Origin of the sequence: Achromobacter sp. JD417 (assembly GCF_041879325.1) — a bacterium.
GTDB classification, from domain to species: Bacteria; Pseudomonadota; Gammaproteobacteria; order Burkholderiales; family Burkholderiaceae_B; genus Achromobacter; species Achromobacter mucicolens.
Window position 1 is genome coordinate 5527053 of the sequence record NZ_CP087159.1, and the last position, 15328, is coordinate 5542380.

Annotated in this window: 14 protein-coding genes; 6 read left to right on the plus strand and 8 right to left on the minus strand. The window is 66.9% G+C overall.

The genetic code is table 11. The features are described 5' to 3' along the window. Positions 1–50 precede the first annotated feature (50 nt). Positions 51–1457, minus strand: coding sequence for a signal recognition particle protein (gene ffh, locus LN047_RS25425; protein WP_056324911.1), 1407 nt, complete (start codon positions 1455–1457; stop codon positions 51–53). A 107-nt stretch (positions 1458–1564) separates the two neighbouring features. On the opposite strand from ffh, the gene LN047_RS25430 reads away from it, so the two are divergent. From LN047_RS25430 to LN047_RS25445, 4 genes are all read left to right on the plus strand, one after another. Further along, positions 1565–2407, plus strand: a complete 843-nt coding sequence (locus LN047_RS25430; RefSeq protein WP_373980561.1) for an inner membrane protein YpjD — start codon at positions 1565–1567, stop codon at positions 2405–2407. 1 nt (position 2408) lies between these two features. Next, a complete protein-coding gene (locus LN047_RS25435) occupies positions 2409–2663 on the plus strand; it encodes a PP0621 family protein (protein ID WP_063954633.1) in 255 nt (84 codons plus the stop codon). A gap of 94 nt (positions 2664–2757) precedes the next feature. Next, positions 2758–3336, plus strand: coding sequence for a 1,6-anhydro-N-acetylmuramyl-L-alanine amidase AmpD (gene ampD / locus LN047_RS25440; RefSeq protein ID WP_056324903.1), 579 nt, complete (start codon positions 2758–2760; stop codon positions 3334–3336). Positions 3337–3354: 18 nt separating this feature from the next. Then, positions 3355–3978, plus strand: a complete 624-nt coding sequence (locus tag LN047_RS25445; protein WP_128829326.1) for a glutathione S-transferase family protein — start codon at positions 3355–3357, stop codon at positions 3976–3978. 9 nt (positions 3979–3987) lie between these two features. On the opposite strand, the gene LN047_RS25450 is transcribed toward LN047_RS25445, so the two are convergent. The 7 genes from LN047_RS25450 to LN047_RS25480 all read right to left on the minus strand — a co-directional run bounded on the left by LN047_RS25450 (position 3988) and on the right by LN047_RS25480 (position 11697). Beyond that, positions 3988–4938, minus strand: a complete 951-nt coding sequence (locus LN047_RS25450; RefSeq protein ID WP_223573203.1) for a tripartite tricarboxylate transporter substrate binding protein — start codon at positions 4936–4938, stop codon at positions 3988–3990. Positions 4939–5019: 81 nt separating this feature from the next. Beyond that, positions 5020–6441, minus strand: coding sequence for an FAD-binding oxidoreductase (locus LN047_RS25455; protein WP_373980562.1), 1422 nt, complete (start codon positions 6439–6441; stop codon positions 5020–5022). Beyond that, on the minus strand, positions 6438–7403 hold the full coding sequence (locus LN047_RS25460) for a 2-hydroxyacid dehydrogenase (RefSeq protein ID WP_373980563.1): 966 nt from the start codon (positions 7401–7403) through the stop codon (positions 6438–6440). Before LN047_RS25460 ends, LN047_RS25455 begins: the two co-directional genes overlap by 4 nt. Continuing rightward, positions 7400–8077: an RraA family protein gene (locus tag LN047_RS25465; protein WP_373980564.1), complete on the minus strand. Its 678-nt coding sequence runs from the start codon at positions 8075–8077 to the stop codon at positions 7400–7402. The genes LN047_RS25460 and LN047_RS25465 overlap by 4 nt, the downstream gene beginning before the upstream one ends. A gap of 38 nt (positions 8078–8115) precedes the next feature. Continuing rightward, positions 8116–9090, minus strand: coding sequence for a tripartite tricarboxylate transporter substrate binding protein (locus LN047_RS25470; protein WP_128829330.1), 975 nt, complete (start codon positions 9088–9090; stop codon positions 8116–8118). 90 nt (positions 9091–9180) lie between these two features. Beyond that, complete coding sequence (locus LN047_RS25475) at positions 9181–10215, minus strand: NAD-dependent epimerase/dehydratase family protein (protein ID WP_282980878.1); 1035 nt, start codon at positions 10213–10215, stop codon at positions 9181–9183. Positions 10216–10221: 6 nt separating this feature from the next. After that, on the minus strand, positions 10222–11697 hold the full coding sequence (locus tag LN047_RS25480) for an aldehyde dehydrogenase (RefSeq protein ID WP_373980565.1): 1476 nt from the start codon (positions 11695–11697) through the stop codon (positions 10222–10224). 92 nt (positions 11698–11789) lie between these two features. Here LN047_RS25480 and LN047_RS25485 point away from each other — a divergent pair, with 92 nt between their 5' ends. Further along, entirely contained in the window at positions 11790–12740 is a 951-nt protein-coding gene (locus LN047_RS25485) for a LysR family transcriptional regulator (RefSeq protein WP_056324879.1), read from the plus strand. 191 nt (positions 12741–12931) lie between these two features. Next, positions 12932–15112, plus strand: a complete 2181-nt coding sequence (locus LN047_RS25490) for an ATP-binding protein (RefSeq protein WP_373980566.1) — start codon at positions 12932–12934, stop codon at positions 15110–15112. Positions 15113–15328 lie beyond the last annotated feature (216 nt).

Genomic DNA, 15328 nt, shown 5'->3' on the forward strand with positions numbered 1-15328 from the left:
CCCCCTGCCCGCCGCGATTGCTTGGCCAGACGCAACGTCTGGCCATTTTTTTACTTCATTCCAAATCGGCCCAAGCCCTTCATGCCGCCCATGGCGCGCATCATCTTGGCCATGCCGCCCTTTTTCATCTGCTTCATCATGCCCTGCATCTGCTCGAACTGAGCCAGCAGGCGGTTGACCTCTTGGACCGGCACGCCGGAGCCGGCCGCGATGCGGCGCTTGCGCGAGGCCTTGATGAGTTCGGGCTTGGCGCGTTCGGCGGCCGTCATGGAGTTCAGGATGCCTTCGGTGCGGCGAAGCTGCTTTTCAGCCTGGCCGCCCTGCAACTGACCCGCGGCCTGCTGGAACTGGGCGGGCAGCTTTTCAAGCAGCGAGCCCATGTCGCCCAGCTTTTTCACCTGCCCGAGCTGGTCGCGGAAGTCGTTCAGGTCGAACTTGTTGCCCGACTTGATCTTGGACGCAAGCTTCTGCGCCTCGGCGATATCGATATTCTTCTGGGCCTGTTCAACCAGCGAGACGATGTCGCCCATGCCCAGCACGCGCTGCGCCATGCGGTCCGGATAGAAGGGCTCCAGGCCATCCAGCTTTTCCGACACGCCGACGAACTTGAGCGGTTTGCCCGTCACGTGGCGCACCGACAGGGCCGCGCCGCCGCGGGCATCGCCGTCCAGCTTGGTCAGGACGACGCCGGTCAGGGGCAGCGCTTCGGCAAAGGCGCGCGCGGTGTTGACCGCGTCCTGGCCCTGCATCGCGTCCACCACGAACAGCGTTTCCACCGGCTTGACCAGGTCATGCAGCGCGCGGATCTCGCGCATCATGGCCTCGTCGATACCCAGACGGCCCGCCGTATCCAGGATCAGCACGTCGTAATGATGGCGGCGGGCGTGATCCACGGCGCCGCGCGCGATGTCTTCGGGCTTCTGGCTGGGGTCGGAAGGCAGGAAATCCACGCCGACCTGCGCGGCCACGCTCTTTAGCTGGTCGATAGCGGCCGGACGATAGACGTCGGCGGACACCACCAGCACTTTTTTCTTGCCGGTCTTGCGGCCGTGCTGGGTGTGCTGGCCCTCGGTGAGCCAGCGCGCCAGCTTACCCGTGGTGGTGGTCTTGCCGGCGCCCTGCAGGCCCGCCATCAGGATCACGGCGGGCGGCTGGACGGCCAGCGACAGTTCGTTGGCGTCGGCGCCCAGGTCGCCGCCCATGAGGGCGGTCAGTTCCTTGTGGACGACGCCGACCAGCGCTTGGCCCGGGCTGAGGCTGCCGGCGACTTCTTCGCCCAGCGCCTTTTCCTTCACCCGCGCGACAAAGTCGCGAACGACCGGCAGCGCGACGTCGGCTTCCAGGAGCGCCATGCGCACTTCGCGCAGCATCTCCTGCGTGTTGGCCTCGGTAAGGCGGGCTTCCCCGCGCAGCGTCTTGACGACACGCGACAGGCGTTGAGTTAGGTTATCGAGCATGAGAGGCGTTTCCGCTTAAACTAGTCGATTGAACGGTGGCCGCAGGCGCGGATTCTGCGCTTTCGGGTGACGTGCACCCCAAAGGCCCCATCCAGACAACGGTTTCTATGTCACTAGGCATTGTATTTCACACAGCGGCTGCCTTGGCGTACGCAGTGCTCGGGGGGTCGCTCTGGATCCGCCTGGCCGGCGCCAAGGAAGTGGAACAGACCGGCAAAATTGCCCGTCTGTGCCTGCTGGGCGCCCTGGTTCTCCATGGAATCGGGCTGCAACAATCGATGCTGGGCGCCCAGCATCTGTTCATCGGATGGGCGCTTGCCCTGTCCGCCGCCGTCTGGCTGGGCATGGTGGTGTTCTGGGTGGAAAGCCTGCTCGTGCGCATCGACGGCCTGCAGTTGCTGCTGCTGCCCGCCGCCGCCATCGCCAGCGGGCTTGCCGCCATCTTCCCGCAAGGGCAATTCGTGCCGCATGCCAACGACGCCTGGCTGCGCGTGCACCTCCTGATCGCCCTGGCGGCCTACGGGCTCATCACCATCGCGGCCCTGCACGCCATGATGATGGCTCTCCTGGACCGCCACCTGCACCGGCCCCTGGACGCGCCGGCCGAACGCAGCATCATCGGGCGCGTGCTCGATTCGCAGCCGCCGCTGCTGGTGCAGGAGCAACTGCTTTTCCGCATCATCTGGATCGGGTTCGTCGTACTGACGCTGGCGGTGGGGTCGGGCTCGATCGCCTCCATGAAGCTGACCGGCAAGCTCCTCCCGTTCGACCACAAAACCGTTTTCACGCTGCTGTCCTGGCTGACCTTCGGGGTCTTGCTGGCCGGACGGCACATCTGGGGCTGGCGCGGCCGCGTCGCCCTGCGCTGGACCCTGACGGGTTTCGGGTTTTTGATTCTGGCCTACACCGGCAGCCGGTTCGTGCTGGAAATGATTCTGCATCGAGGCTGACGTGGGCAAGTTGCTTTTCTGGATCGTTCTGATCATCCTGGTCCTGTTTGTTGCCCGCGTCGCCGGCCGCATGGCCGCCCAGCGGCAGGCCGGCCCGAAGAAAAAGGCGCAGGCCGACGCGGCCCCGCCCGCCCTGGAATCCATGGTGCGCTGCGCCCATTGCGGCATCCATCTGCCCCGCTCCGAAGCCTTGCTGCAGAACGGCCAGACCTGGTGCAGCGCCGACCACGCGCGCCTGGGTCCGGCCAAGCGCTGAGCCCCCTTTCGAGCGGGCGGGCCAAGTGGCCGGATAGGGCAATCGGCGGGCCCACGGCATAATGGGCGCCGGAATCTTTACTCGCTCCCTCCCTATGCCTTTGCTCCTGGATCGACATGGCTGGCTGGCGCCGGCTCCGGGCGTTTCCCTCTTGCGCTCGCCCAACTGCGACACGCGCCCCGCGGGCGCGCAGGTCTCGCTGCTGGTCCTGCACAACATCAGCCTGCCGCCGGGCAAGTTCGGCGGCCCCGAAGTCGCGGGCCTGTTCCTGAACACGCTCGACTACGGCTCGCATCCCTGGCTGGAACGCCTGCGCGGGCTGCGCGTATCCGCGCACTTTTTCATTCGCCGCGACGGCGGCATCATGCAATTCGTCTCCACGGACCGGCGCGCCTGGCACGCCGGCGTGTCGCGCTTTGCGGGACGCGAGCGTTGCAACGATTTTTCCCTCGGCATCGAACTGGAAGGCACGGACACGCTGCCCTACACTGACGAGCAATATGCGTCGCTGCGCAAGCTGACCCACACGCTGCGTTCGCGCTATCCCCTGGTGGCCGCCCAGGGACACGAACATATCGCCCCGGGGCGCAAGACCGACCCCGGGCCGGCATTCGACTGGACGCGCTTCGGGCGCGACAGCGGCTTTGCGCGGCGGCACCTGCCGCCGGCCTGACCCTTGAAAGGATTGGCTATGTTGAAGATCTGGGGACGCCTGACATCCGTCAACGTTCAAAAAGTAATGCTGGCCGTACGCGAGCTGGCGCTGCCGCACACCTTTGTTCAGGCAGGCGGCCCCTACGGCGTGGTCGACACCGACGATTACGCGGCAAAGCTCAATCCCAACCGCCTGGTGCCGGTCATCGACGACGGCGGCTTCATCCTTTGGGAGTCCAATGCCATCGTGCGCTACCTGGCGGCACGCTACGGCGTGGGCACGCTGTGGCCCGAGGATGTCTGCCTGCGCGCCGACGCCGACCGCTGGATGGACTGGCAGGCGACCGAATGGCAGCCGGCCATGGTGCCGGCATTTCTGGGCCTGATCCGCACGCCCGAAGACAAGCGCGACAAGGCAGCCATCGAGAAATCCGTCCAGCGCTCGAACGCGCGCGCCCTGATCCTGGACCAGGCCCTGCAAGGCCGCGAGTTCATCGTGGGCCGTCATCTCACGATGGGCGACATCGCGCTGGTCGCGGCCGCCCATCGATGGCTCGCCATGCCGATTGAGCGGCCCGATACGCCCGCGCTATCGGCGTGGTACCGGCGGGTCATGATGCGCCCGGCCCCGCAAGGCGTGCTGACCTTGCCGCTGGCGTAATCGCGCAGGCTACTCCACCCAGGGCGTCTGGGCCCAGATCTGCCGCAGGCGTGCATCGTCGCCCTTCAGGCGCTCCTGCCACTGCGGCCCGTCCACGTAGTCCATTTCCGTGAACTGCTGCTTCATCTGGGTCTGGAACGCCGGATTGGCCGCCACCTTGCCCAGCGCCTGCCGCAGTTTTTCCGACACGTCGGCGGGCAGGCCCTTGGGTCCGACGATGCCGCGTTCCGAGGCAAACACCAGGTTCACGCCCAATTCCTTGAACGTGGGCACATCCGGGCCCAGCGGCGACCGCTTTTCGCTGGCCTGCGCCAACACCCGCATATTCTTGCCGTTGTAGGGCATGACCTCGCCCAGATTCAGGCCGCCAATGACGGTATGCCCGCCCAGCACCGAGCTGCGCAACGGTCCCGCTCCGTTGTACGGAACGTGATTGAGCTTGGTGCCCGTCTGCGCCTGGAACAACACCAGCGCCAGATGATCGTCGGTGCCCACGCCCGTTGAGCCATAACTCACCGCATCCGGCCGTTCCTTGGCGGCGGCGATCAACGCCTGCAAGGTCTTGTACGGGCTGTCGCTGGCCACGCTGAACGCGCTGGGGTCGCGGACCAGGTTGGCCAGGTACGTGAAGTCATCGCCGGTGAAGCCCGCCTGACGCTCGATCGGCAGCGACACCAGCCCCGGCATGTTCGTCATTGCCAGCGTATAGCCGTCCGGCTTGGCGCGCGCCACGTAGGACAGGGCGATCGCGCTGGACGCGCCCGGCTTGTTCTGGACAACGACAGTCGTGCCCAGTTCCTTTTCCAGGAAGACGGCCAAGGCACGGGCCGTCAGGTCAGTGCCGCCACCGGGCGCAAACCCGACCACCAGTTCGATGGGCCGGTCGGGCCAGGCCCATGCCGGCAAAGCGGCGCAAAGGCCGGCAACGGACAGCGCGGCGCGCGCGAGGGTCTTGCTCATCAGCAACATTTTCTTGTCTCCAGTTGTTATGTCATTGGGCCGGAAGGCCGTCATTGAAATGGTGCGCGCCTTCGGGGCACGCTACGCCAAGGCGCGATCTGCCGAGGCGGACAGCACCTTGCCGGGATTCATCAGCCCTTGCGGGTCCAGGGCATGCTTGATGCGCCGCATCAGGTCCAGTTCCACCGGACTCTTGTATCGCTCCAGGTCGAGCACCCGGCGTTGGCCGATCCCCTGCTCGGCGCTGATAGACCCGCCGGCCTCGTGCACGCGGTCGTGGACGAGCCGCTGGATCGCCGATTCCGGCACGCCCTGCGGCGGCAGCAGGTTGTAATGCAGATTGCCGTCGCCCAGATGACCGAACACGCGCATGCGCACGCCGGGAAACGCCGTGGCCAAGGCATGGTCGGTGGCCCGCACAAAGGCAGGGATGCGTGAGGCGGGCAGCGAGATGTCATGTTTGACACACGCGCTGGCCTTGGCCAGCGCCAGGGTGATGCTCTCGCGCAGGTGCCAGAATGCGGCGCTTTGCGCGCCGGACACCGACACTGCCGCATCCAGCGCCTCGCCGGCCTCCAGCGCGGCCGCCAGCACGGCCTCCAGCCTCGTCTGCGCGTGCGTTTCGTTCTCGCTGTCCGATAGTTCCAGCAGCGTGCACCATGCGTCCGCCGGCAGATCGGCAAATGGCAGGCGCTGCTGCGGGAAAGCCTGGACCACGTCACGCAGGCACGCCGCCGACATCACTTCAAATGCGGTCAGTCCGGCGCCAAAGCCCGCGCGGGCGCGTTGCAGCAGTTGCAGGGCCTGCTCAAGACTGGCGACCGCGATCAGCGCGGTTCGCTGCGCGACCGGCAACGGATACACCTTGAGCACCGCCGCGGTGATGATGCCCAGCGTGCCCTCGCTGCCGATGTACAGATCGCGCAGGTCGTAGCCCGTGTTGTCCTTGCGAAGGCCGCGCAGACCATGCCAGATCTCACCCTGCGGGGTGACGACTTCCAGTCCCAGCGCAAGCTCGCGCGCGTTCCCGTAACGCAGCACCTGCGTGCCGCCCGCGTTGGTGGCCAGATTGCCGCCAATGGTGCAGCTTCCTTGCGCCCCCAGCGATAGCGGGAAGAGCCGGCCCGCCTGGCGCGCAGACGCCTGCACCGACTGCAGCACACAACCCGCTTCGACCGTGATGGTGTCGTTGTCCAGATCCAGGGCGCGCACCCGGTTCATGCGCGCCAGCGACAGCACCACGGCAGAACCGGTGACGTCCGGCGTGGCGGCTGCCACCTGTCCGGTGTTGCCGCCTTGCGCGACGATCGGGACCCCGGCTGCCGCGCACAGACGCACGACTTGCGCGACTTCGCCGGTATCGCCCGGCCGCAACACCGCCATGGCCCGGCCCGTCACGGCCTGGCGCCAATCGGTCAAATAGGGCTGGGCATCCGCGCCCGTCAGCACGTTCGCCTCGCCCAGGCAGGCCGTCAACGCCGCCCGCAGCGCAGCCGGGGTCATGCCTGCATCTCCCGGTCGGCGATCGGCGTAAGCAGCGCGCCGCTGCGCAGAAACGCCGCGACATTATCGAAAACCAGATCCGCCATCGCGGCCCGCGTCTCGTGCGTGGCGCTGCCCGCATGCGGCATCAGGGAAACCTGGTCCAGATCGGCAAAATCGGCGGCATCGGTGGGCTCCTGCTCCAGCACATCCAGGCCGGCGCCGCCCAGCTCGCCCGAGCGCAACGCCGCCAGCGCCGCCGCCTGGTCCACGACGCTGCCGCGCGCGATGTTGACCAGAATCCCTCGCGGGCCCAGCGCGCGAATGACGGGCGCATCGACCAGATGCCGCGTGGCGGCCCCGCCCACGCAGGCCACCACCAGAAAGTCGGCCCACGCGGCCAGGTCCACCAATGATGCTTCATAGGGGTATGGCGACTGCGGCCTGGGGCTTCGATTGTGATAGCGCACCTGCATGTCGAAGCCCGCGCCCCGGCGGGCGATCGCTTCACCGATGCGGCCAAGTCCCAGGATGCCGAGCCGCTTGCCCGATACGCGGGTCGCAACCGGAAATTGCCCAATGGCGCGCCACTGGCCCGTCTTCACGTAGCGGTCGCCCACGGCGGTACGCCGGGCCGCCGAAAGCATCAGCGCCCACGCCAGATCGGCGACGCAGTCGTCCAGCACGTCGGGGGTCACGCTGATCCCGATGCGCCGGTTGGCGGCGGCGCGCAGGTCCAGGGTGTCGTAACCCACCCCCCAGCTGCACACGGCCTGCAGATTCGGCAACGCGTCGAACATCGGCTGCGTGAATCCATGCCGGACAGACGTCACCGCGACCCGCGGCCCCGCCAATTCGTCGCCAAATGCCGCCAGGCCCAGCGGCTCCCGCCAGGCCTGCAGGACACGGTAATGGGCGGCCAGACGCGCATCGAACGCGGCGCCCAGCGATGCGACCTGCACCACCTCGTAGCGGGCAGTCACGCACGGCCTCCGGCGCTGGCGGGAATGTAATTGGCCGCGGCGGCAGCCTCAGCAAATGACAGGCCGTCCCGAATGCCGCGCTCCACCCGCTCATCCACCTCCAGCGCGTGCCTTGCCGCCGCCAGCACATCCTGCAACCGCGCGCGCGGCACGACGACGAGCCCGGTGTCGTCGCCAACGACGAGATCGCCCTCGGCGACCTGCACGCCGCCGATGGTGACGGGATCGCCCATGGCCTGCAGGCGCAGGCGTGTCTTGCCGGTCAACGGGGTGACATGGCGGCTTGCCAGCCACAGTCCCGTCGCACGGATTTCATCGACGTCGCGGCAGGCGCCATCGATGACGACAGCGGTTGCCTGGCGCCGCGAGGCGGCCAACGAGGCAATGCCGCCGAAAGTGGAAATGCAGGTCCCCCCTGCGTCCACCATCAGCACGCGCCCGGGGCCTGTGGCGGCCACCAGGCGTCCCACCGCGAAATCGGCGCGGTCGAAGTCTCCCAGGCCGCCCCAGACGTGGCGCGCGGTGACGGCAAAGCCAGCGATACGGCCTTGCCCGCCCCGGCGCTCAATGCCCTGCACCACGCCGGCAATGCCCTGCGTATCCATCGCATCGGCCCAGGTGCTGGTGCCGATGGCGGCGCAGCGCGCCAGCAGTTCTTGATCGTTGTCGCTCATTCAGTAGGTTCTCCCGTCGGTATCGACCGTGCGGCCGCTCAGTCGATCTGTGCGCCGGAAAGCTTGACGCCCTCGGCCCACCGCTTCGCCTCGTCGTTGATGAAGGCCTGGAATTGCTGGGGCGAGCTGTTGTTCACATCGCCGCCCATCTCCTGCAGCCGCTTGGTCATTTCAGGCGTGGCCACGACGCGGGCGACATCCTGGTAGATCTTCTCGCGCAGCGCGTCCGGCATGCTGGCCGGCGCGAAAAGGCCAAACCAGGTCGCGGCCTCGAAGTTCTTCATGCCCGCCTCGGCCATCGTCGGGACCTGCGCGATGGCCTCGACACGGCGCGGATGCGCCAACGCGATGGCATTGAGCTTGCCCGACTGGATATGGGGCAACGCGGCCGACAACGTGACGAAGGCCATCTGCACCTGTCCGCCTATCAGGTCCGTCAGCATCGGCGCATCGCCGCGGTACGGCACATGGACCAGCTTGATTCCCGTCCTGGCCTTGAACAGCTCGCCCGTCAGGTGCTGCGGCGTGCCGTTGCCGGTGGACGCCAGGCTCAACCCCTGCGGCGCGGCCTTGCCGTACTTGATCAGATCGTCCAGGGTCTTGACCGGCAGCGAGGGCGAGGTCACGAGCACCAGCGGAATCGTGGACGTCAGCGTCAGCGGCGCGAAATCCTTCAAGGGGTCGTAGTTGAGCTTCTTGTACAGGCTGGCGCTGATGGTGTGGGCGGCCGTCGTCATGTAGAGCGTGTAGCCGTCGCCGGGCGAACGCGCCACCTGCTCGGCGGCCACCGTGGTGCCCGCGCCTGGCCGGTTGTTGACGATGACCTGCTGCCCCCATGCGGCCGGCAGCTTCTCCGCGATCAGGCGCGCGATGACGTCCGTGGCGCCGCCGGCTGGATACGGCACCACCAGTGTCACGGGCTTGTCGGGATAGCCCGCCGCCTGCGCCGCGGCCCCACCCAACGCCAGCCCCATGCCGATGGCCACGCCGGCAATGCAATTGCGCAACTTCATTGTCCTGTCTCCTGTGGATGTCGTTATCGTGACTACTGAAGTACGTACTGCCCGCCCCGGCGCTCTATGGCGCCGTGAGCGCATTCCTCCTTACGGCGTCTGCACGGCCTCCTGCGCCTCCCGCCAGGCCAGCAGCCGGTTCACGCCCTCCGCCATGCCGACCCGGGGTTGCCAGCCGATATGCTGGCCGGCCAGGTCATGCGGGATGTGGAAGGCGCCGCCCGACGTCAGGCGCACCGTGCCGGGCGGATCCGGCTTGATTTCGGGCTGCAGGTCGCTCTTGCAGTAGTCCAGCACCAGCCGCACCAGTTCGCCGGTGGTGATGGGCGCCGGCCCCGACACATTCACGGCGACATCGGTGGCGGCGCTTTCAAAGGCGGCCACGTTGGCGCGCGCCACGTCCGAGACGTGCACGAAATGCTTGGTGTCCGTGCCGTCGCCCGGCAACACGGGCCGCTCGCCCTTGCGCACGCGGTCGTAGGTTTCCATGATGTACAGGGAATTGGCGGCGCGGTAATGCTGCCGTTCGCCGTAGACCGTGGAGTAGCGAAGCACCACGTAGTCCAGCCCGGCCTTCTGGTAATACTGGCGGCATAGCTGCTCGCCCATGATCTTGGACGCGCCATACAGGATGGCTGCGGGAGGCGCGCCCACCGAATGGAAGGGGCCGTTCTCGACCAGCGCGCCCGCAATGCCGGTGCCATAGCCATACACGGCATTGGACGAGGCGAAGACAATCTTCTTCACCTTGTTGGCGCGGCAGGCCTCCAGCATGTTCTGCGCGCCACGGATGTTCACGTCCACGGCCTGCCACGGCGTCTGGGCAAAACCCAGCGTCATGTAGGCGGCAAGGTGCAGCACGCCGTCCACGCCCTCGGTGGCGGCCAGCAGATCGGGCAGGCGCATCAGGTCGCCACGCACCACTTTCACGCGGGGGTTGTCCTGCAAATGCGCGATCGCATCAGGCGTGCCGAACGCGAAGTTATCCAGCAGGATGACCTCCTTGACGCCGGCCGCCAGCAGCGCGTCGGCCGTGTGCGATCCCACCAGGCTGGCCGCACCGGCAATCAGGATGCGCGCGTCGGCCAGGGACAGCGCGGCGCCTTGTTTCTTTTCAGTCGTCATATTTGCTCAAAGTCCCATTGGTTTGTCGTGCATGCCCCAGTACAGGCTCTTGACCTGGCTGTAGAGGCGCAGGCCGTGCAGGCCCTTCTCGCGCCCGATGCCGCTGGCCTTGAAGCCGCCGAACGGGGTCGCGATATGCGATTGCTTGTAGGTGTTGATCCAGATGGAGCCGGCCTCGATCTCACGCGCCACGCGCCAGGCGCGGGCGTAGTCGCCGGTCCACATGCCCGCGGCCAGGCCGAAGGCGGTGTCGTTGGCCTGCTGGACCACATCGTCCTCGTCCTCAAAAGGCAGCGCCACCAGCACCGGTCCAAAGATTTCTTCCTGGCACACGCGGGCGCCGTTGCCCAGCCCATCGATCACGGTCGGCAGGTAGAACCATCCGTTGGCCAGTTCGCCCTGCGTGGGCGCCGCGCCTCCGACCAGGACTTTCCCGCCCTCGGCACGGCCGATGTCCACATAGCCCGCCACCTTGTCGCGATGCGCGCGCGAGACCAGCGGCCCCATCTGCGTGGATGAATCGTCGGGCAGGCCGACGCGGACCTGCCGCGTGCGCTCCACCAGCGCCTGCATGAAACGCCCGTAAATGGACTTCTGCACGAACAGACGCGACCCCGCCACGCAGCTCTGGCCGGCCGACCCGAAAATGCCCGACACCACGCCTGCCACCGCGCGATCCAGGTCCGCATCGTCAAAGACGATATGCGGCGACTTGCCGCCCAGTTCCAGTCCGACCGGAATCAGACGCTGGCCCGCGATGCCGCCAATGGCGCGGCCGGTTTCGGTGCCCCCGGTGAACGACACCATGCGCACGCCGGGATGCCTGACCAGCGCCGCGCCTACGTCTTCGCCGTGGCCCGGCAGGACGGTCAGCAGACCTTCCGGCAGTCCCGCCTCGGCGCAGATGCGGGCCAGTTCCAGCGCCAGTTGCGGCGTTTCCTCGGACGGCTTGATCAGCACCGCGTTGCCCGCGGCCAGCGCTGGCGCGGCCTTCTGCGCTTCGTTCATGATGGGCGAGTTCCAGGGCGTGATGGCCGCGATCACGCCAAAGGGCTCGGCCAAGGCCATGGAAAAGTATTCCCCGCGCGGCGACGTCATCTCGTTCTGCCACGTCTCACACACGGCGGCGTAATAGCGGAAATGCCCGGCCGCGCTGTCGACCATGTTCAGGCATTCCTTGTAGGGCTTGCCGCTGTCCAGCATCTGCAGGCGCGCCAACGGCTCGCGCTCGGCGGACAGGCGGCGCCCAATTTCGTACAGCGTGGCGGCGCGCTGGTCGGGACGCAGCTTGCGCCAGGGCTTGTTTTGGTAAGCGTCCCAGGCGACGGCGACAGCGGTGTCAACGTCCTGCGGCAGCGCGCGCGTGACGATGCCGGCGATGCTGCCGTCGGCCGGGTTGATGGAGGTGATGACGGCGTCGCCGTCTTGGCTCTGGCGCCAGTTGGCGCCCAGCCGGAAGGGCTTGTGGCTCGATGCGTCCATAACGTCTATGAATCCGGAGGGCTTCGGTAGACGTCATCATCGTCCGGCAGATTATTAGACACAAATAGATATTTCTTCACTATTATTAGCCAATGGCTATCAATATCAAATACCGGCCGCTCAAGGCCTTTTTGCTCGCGGTGGACACCGGCTCCTTCACGCACGCGGCCAATCACCTCGGCGTGACGCAACCTTCGTTCACCGCCCTGATCCAGGACCTTGAAGAAGTGCTCGGCCTGCGGTTGTTCGAACGCACCACGCGCAGCATCAGCCTGACGTCGGCCGGACAGGACTTTTATGCCCGCGTGCAGCGGCCCATCGCCGACCTCGAAGAGGCCTACCGCAGCCTGGCGGATCTGGCTGCCGTGCGGCGCGGCAATGTGGCGTTGGGCGCCCTGCCCTCGGCCGCTCTGACACTTCTGCCCGCCGCCACCGGCACGCTGCGCCAGGCGCACCCGGCGCTGAAGGTGCGTGTGGTCGAGGCCCACAACGACGAACTGGTCGCCCTCTTGCGCACCAACCAGATCGAGTTCGCCGTGGCCGCGCAGGCCGAGCCGGCGTCCGACCTGACGTTCACCCCCTTGGGCGAAGACTGCTTTTGCGCCGTCTTTCCCGCTGGTCACCCGCTGGGCGAGGCGCCGGGGATGCTGCACTGGCGCGACGTGCTGCGCTACGACCTGATCCTGCTCTCGCAGGGGTCCCATGCGCGCCAGCAATTCGACCGCGCCGTGCGCGATGAGGTCGGGGCCCCGACCACCGCGCTGCGCTACGACGTCACGCACATGGGCACGGCGGCCGGCATGGTGCGCCAGGGACTCGGTGTCAGTGTGCTGCCGCGGCTGGCGCTGCCAGAGCTGAACCTGTCCGGCCTTCTCTGCACGCCCCTCTGCGACGCGTCGGCGCGCCGCTATATCGGCGTGCTGCATCGCCGCGACCGCACGCTGTCGCCCGCCGCGCAGGCGCTGGTCGAGCAACTGGAGACGGCGATGGCCCACATCCAGCAGCGGCTGTTGCCATTGCCCCCGATCACTGCGGACGCCTGAAAGAACTCGACAACTTCGCGACGATCCGTGACGGCTGACCGACAAATTGCAACACTCGCGGGGCGGGATCCATGTAAATATTCAAAGCCGTTCTCGGGCGCACACCGCGGCGCCACAGGCCAAACGCCTCCATCCATGCATCGTTCCCGCCAGATGACTGATGCGTTGGGGGCACCAGGAAGGAGACTTGCTTGACTTGCCCGCCGCCAGAATCCGCAAGCCACACTGCGCTGCATGAAGCGCAGCGCCAGATCCTGCTTTCATCGGCGTCCGGCACGCCGGCAAAGGCATGCCTGGAGGCGCTTACCGATGCCGTCGGCCGCTTGCTTCCCGACGCGCGCGCCTGCGTCATTCTGGCCGGCGCGGGCCGCACCACCGTGCACGACGGATACTCTTCGCAATTGCCTGCCGAGTTCGCCGCGGGCCTGCGCGGGCAGTCGATCGATCAGGCGCTCTTCGCGCCGGGCCTTGCCGCGCGGTGTGACCAGCCAACGGGATGCCTCCATATCGAGGACGCGGCGATGTGGGCGGCGCCTTGGCAATCCCTTTGCGCGCGACACGGTATCCGGGCCTGTCACGCCCAACCGGCACAGGCTGCCGATGGTGCGCCCGTCGGCTGGTTTCTGTTGTTTCTGCCTCAAGCTGCTGCGTTGAGCACCTGGGAGCAGCGTGTCGCGGAGTTCGGCGCGTTGGCGGCCAGCATTGTGGTCGAACGGGACCGCGCGGCCGCGCATCTTCGGCATGAAGTCCACGCCCTGGCCAGACTGCAGGCGCTGAGCGCCGAACTCGTCGGCCCCGGCGAATTCGAACCGCTTCTGAAAAAAATCCTGGCCGCGGCCGCCGACATTTCCGGCACCGAGAAAGGCAACATCCAGATCTACGATCCCGCCAAGAACACCTTGCGCATCGCCGTTCACCAGGGCCTGAGCTCACACTTCGTCGAGCATTTCGCGCAGGACGGCTGGGTAGCAAGCTGCGCCGAGGCCGCCAAGAATCTGGCACGGCTGGTCGTGCCCGACGTCGAACAACTGACGGACCTGCGAGGCACCCCGGGGCTAGAGGTCATCCTGGCGGACAACATCCGGTCGATCCAATGCACGCCGCTGCTCAGCCGCAGCGGCCAGCTGCTCGGCATGCTCAACAACCATTACACGTGGCCCGGCGGCCCCACCCCAGAGGCGCTGCGCTACATCGATCTGCTTGCGCGGCAGGCCGCCGAACTGCTCGAACGTCATATCGCGGAAGCGGAACTGGCGCGTGAACGGCGGCACAAGGACGAATTCCTGGCGGTGCTGGCGCATGAGTTGCGCAATCCGCTTGCCGCCCTGCGCAACATGCTCGAAGTGCTCAAGCGCGCCGAGCGCGATCCCGCCATGACGGCACGCGCCCGCGAAGTCATGGACCGCCAGTTGCGCCAGCTGGTCAGGCTGGTCGACGACCTGCTCGACGTCAACCGCATCAATCGCGGCAAGCTCGAGCTTCGCCTCACCGCCCTCACGCTGGACTCGGTCCTGCAGCACGCCATCGAGGCTTGCCGCCCCGCCCTGGAAGAACACGGGCACCGGCTGAGGCTGGTGCAGCCCGACGCGCAGATCACGCTGCAGGGCGACGCCGAGCGCCTGACGCAAGTCTTCGGCAATCTGCTCTCAAACGCGGCCAAATACACGCCCCCCGGCGGCGACATCGAGCTCTTCGTCGACCCGGGCCAGGACACCGTCGACGTCGCGGTCCGCGACAACGGCTCGGGCATCCCACCCGACCAGCTCGACCGGATCTTCGAGATGTTCACGCAGGTCGACCGGACGCTCGAACGCGCGCAGGGCGGCCTGGGCATTGGCCTCATGCTTGTCAAGCGCCTGGTGCAAATGCATGGCGGCACGGTGCGCGCCCATAGCGAAGGCCAAGGCAAAGGCAGCACATTCGTCGTCCGGCTGCCTGTGACCGGCATCCAGGCAGTCGCACCCGAGCAATCCGCCAGCGCGCTATCGCCCACCGCGCGCAAGGTGCTGGTGGTCGACGACAACCGTGACGCGGTCGAATCAATGGTCGCCGTGCTTGCCCTGGAAGGCCACGACGTCACTGCCGCTTACGACGGCGAAGAAGCCATTGCCCTTGGCAACCAGGTCCGTCCGCAGGTGATCCTCATGGACATCGGCATGCCCGGCATGACAGGCCACGAGGCCTGCCGCCACATGCGAACCCTCGACTGGGGCGAACGCGCAACGATTCTTGCGCTGAGCGGCTGGGGCCAGGAAGAGGACCGCAGGGAGTCGATGGAAGCCGGCTTCGATGCGCATCTGGTCAAGCCAGTGGATATGGACGTGCTGCTGGAGATGCTGTCTACGATCGAGCGGCGGGGTGGTCGGGGATAGGGGCACACTCCTCAACATCCACCACGCGCGCTGCGGATAGAAGCGCACCGGCCGCGCAAAGTGCAACGCCCAATTGCAGAACGGGGGCCATCGCCATCGATCGCCCCGTTCTCACTTGGCGAGTCTGCCAAAAATAGGATCAGTCTCGTATCCAAAGAAAGTTCGCTGTGTCGTAATGGAGACGTACCTTATACGCATCCATTGCGGTCTACTGAT

Coding starts and splice junctions, on each gene's coding strand:
- ffh (WP_056324911.1), bottom strand. CDS start 1,457: ATGCTCGATAACCTAACTCAACGCCTGTCGCGTGTCGTCAAGACGCTG.
- LN047_RS25430 (WP_373980561.1), top strand. CDS start 1,565: ATGTCACTAGGCATTGTATTTCACACAGCGGCTGCCTTGGCGTACGCA.
- ampD (WP_056324903.1), top strand. CDS start 2,758: ATGCCTTTGCTCCTGGATCGACATGGCTGGCTGGCGCCGGCTCCGGGC.
- LN047_RS25445 (WP_128829326.1), top strand. CDS start 3,355: ATGTTGAAGATCTGGGGACGCCTGACATCCGTCAACGTTCAAAAAGTA.
- LN047_RS25450 (WP_223573203.1), bottom strand. CDS start 4,938: ATGAGCAAGACCCTCGCGCGCGCCGCGCTGTCCGTTGCCGGCCTTTGC.
- LN047_RS25455 (WP_373980562.1), bottom strand. CDS start 6,441: ATGACCCCGGCTGCGCTGCGGGCGGCGTTGACGGCCTGCCTGGGCGAG.
- LN047_RS25465 (WP_373980564.1), bottom strand. CDS start 8,077: ATGAGCGACAACGATCAAGAACTGCTGGCGCGCTGCGCCGCCATCGGC.
- LN047_RS25470 (WP_128829330.1), bottom strand. CDS start 9,090: ATGAAGTTGCGCAATTGCATTGCCGGCGTGGCCATCGGCATGGGGCTG.
- LN047_RS25475 (WP_282980878.1), bottom strand. CDS start 10,215: ATGACGACTGAAAAGAAACAAGGCGCCGCGCTGTCCCTGGCCGACGCG.
- LN047_RS25480 (WP_373980565.1), bottom strand. CDS start 11,697: ATGGACGCATCGAGCCACAAGCCCTTCCGGCTGGGCGCCAACTGGCGC.
- LN047_RS25485 (WP_056324879.1), top strand. CDS start 11,790: ATGGCTATCAATATCAAATACCGGCCGCTCAAGGCCTTTTTGCTCGCG.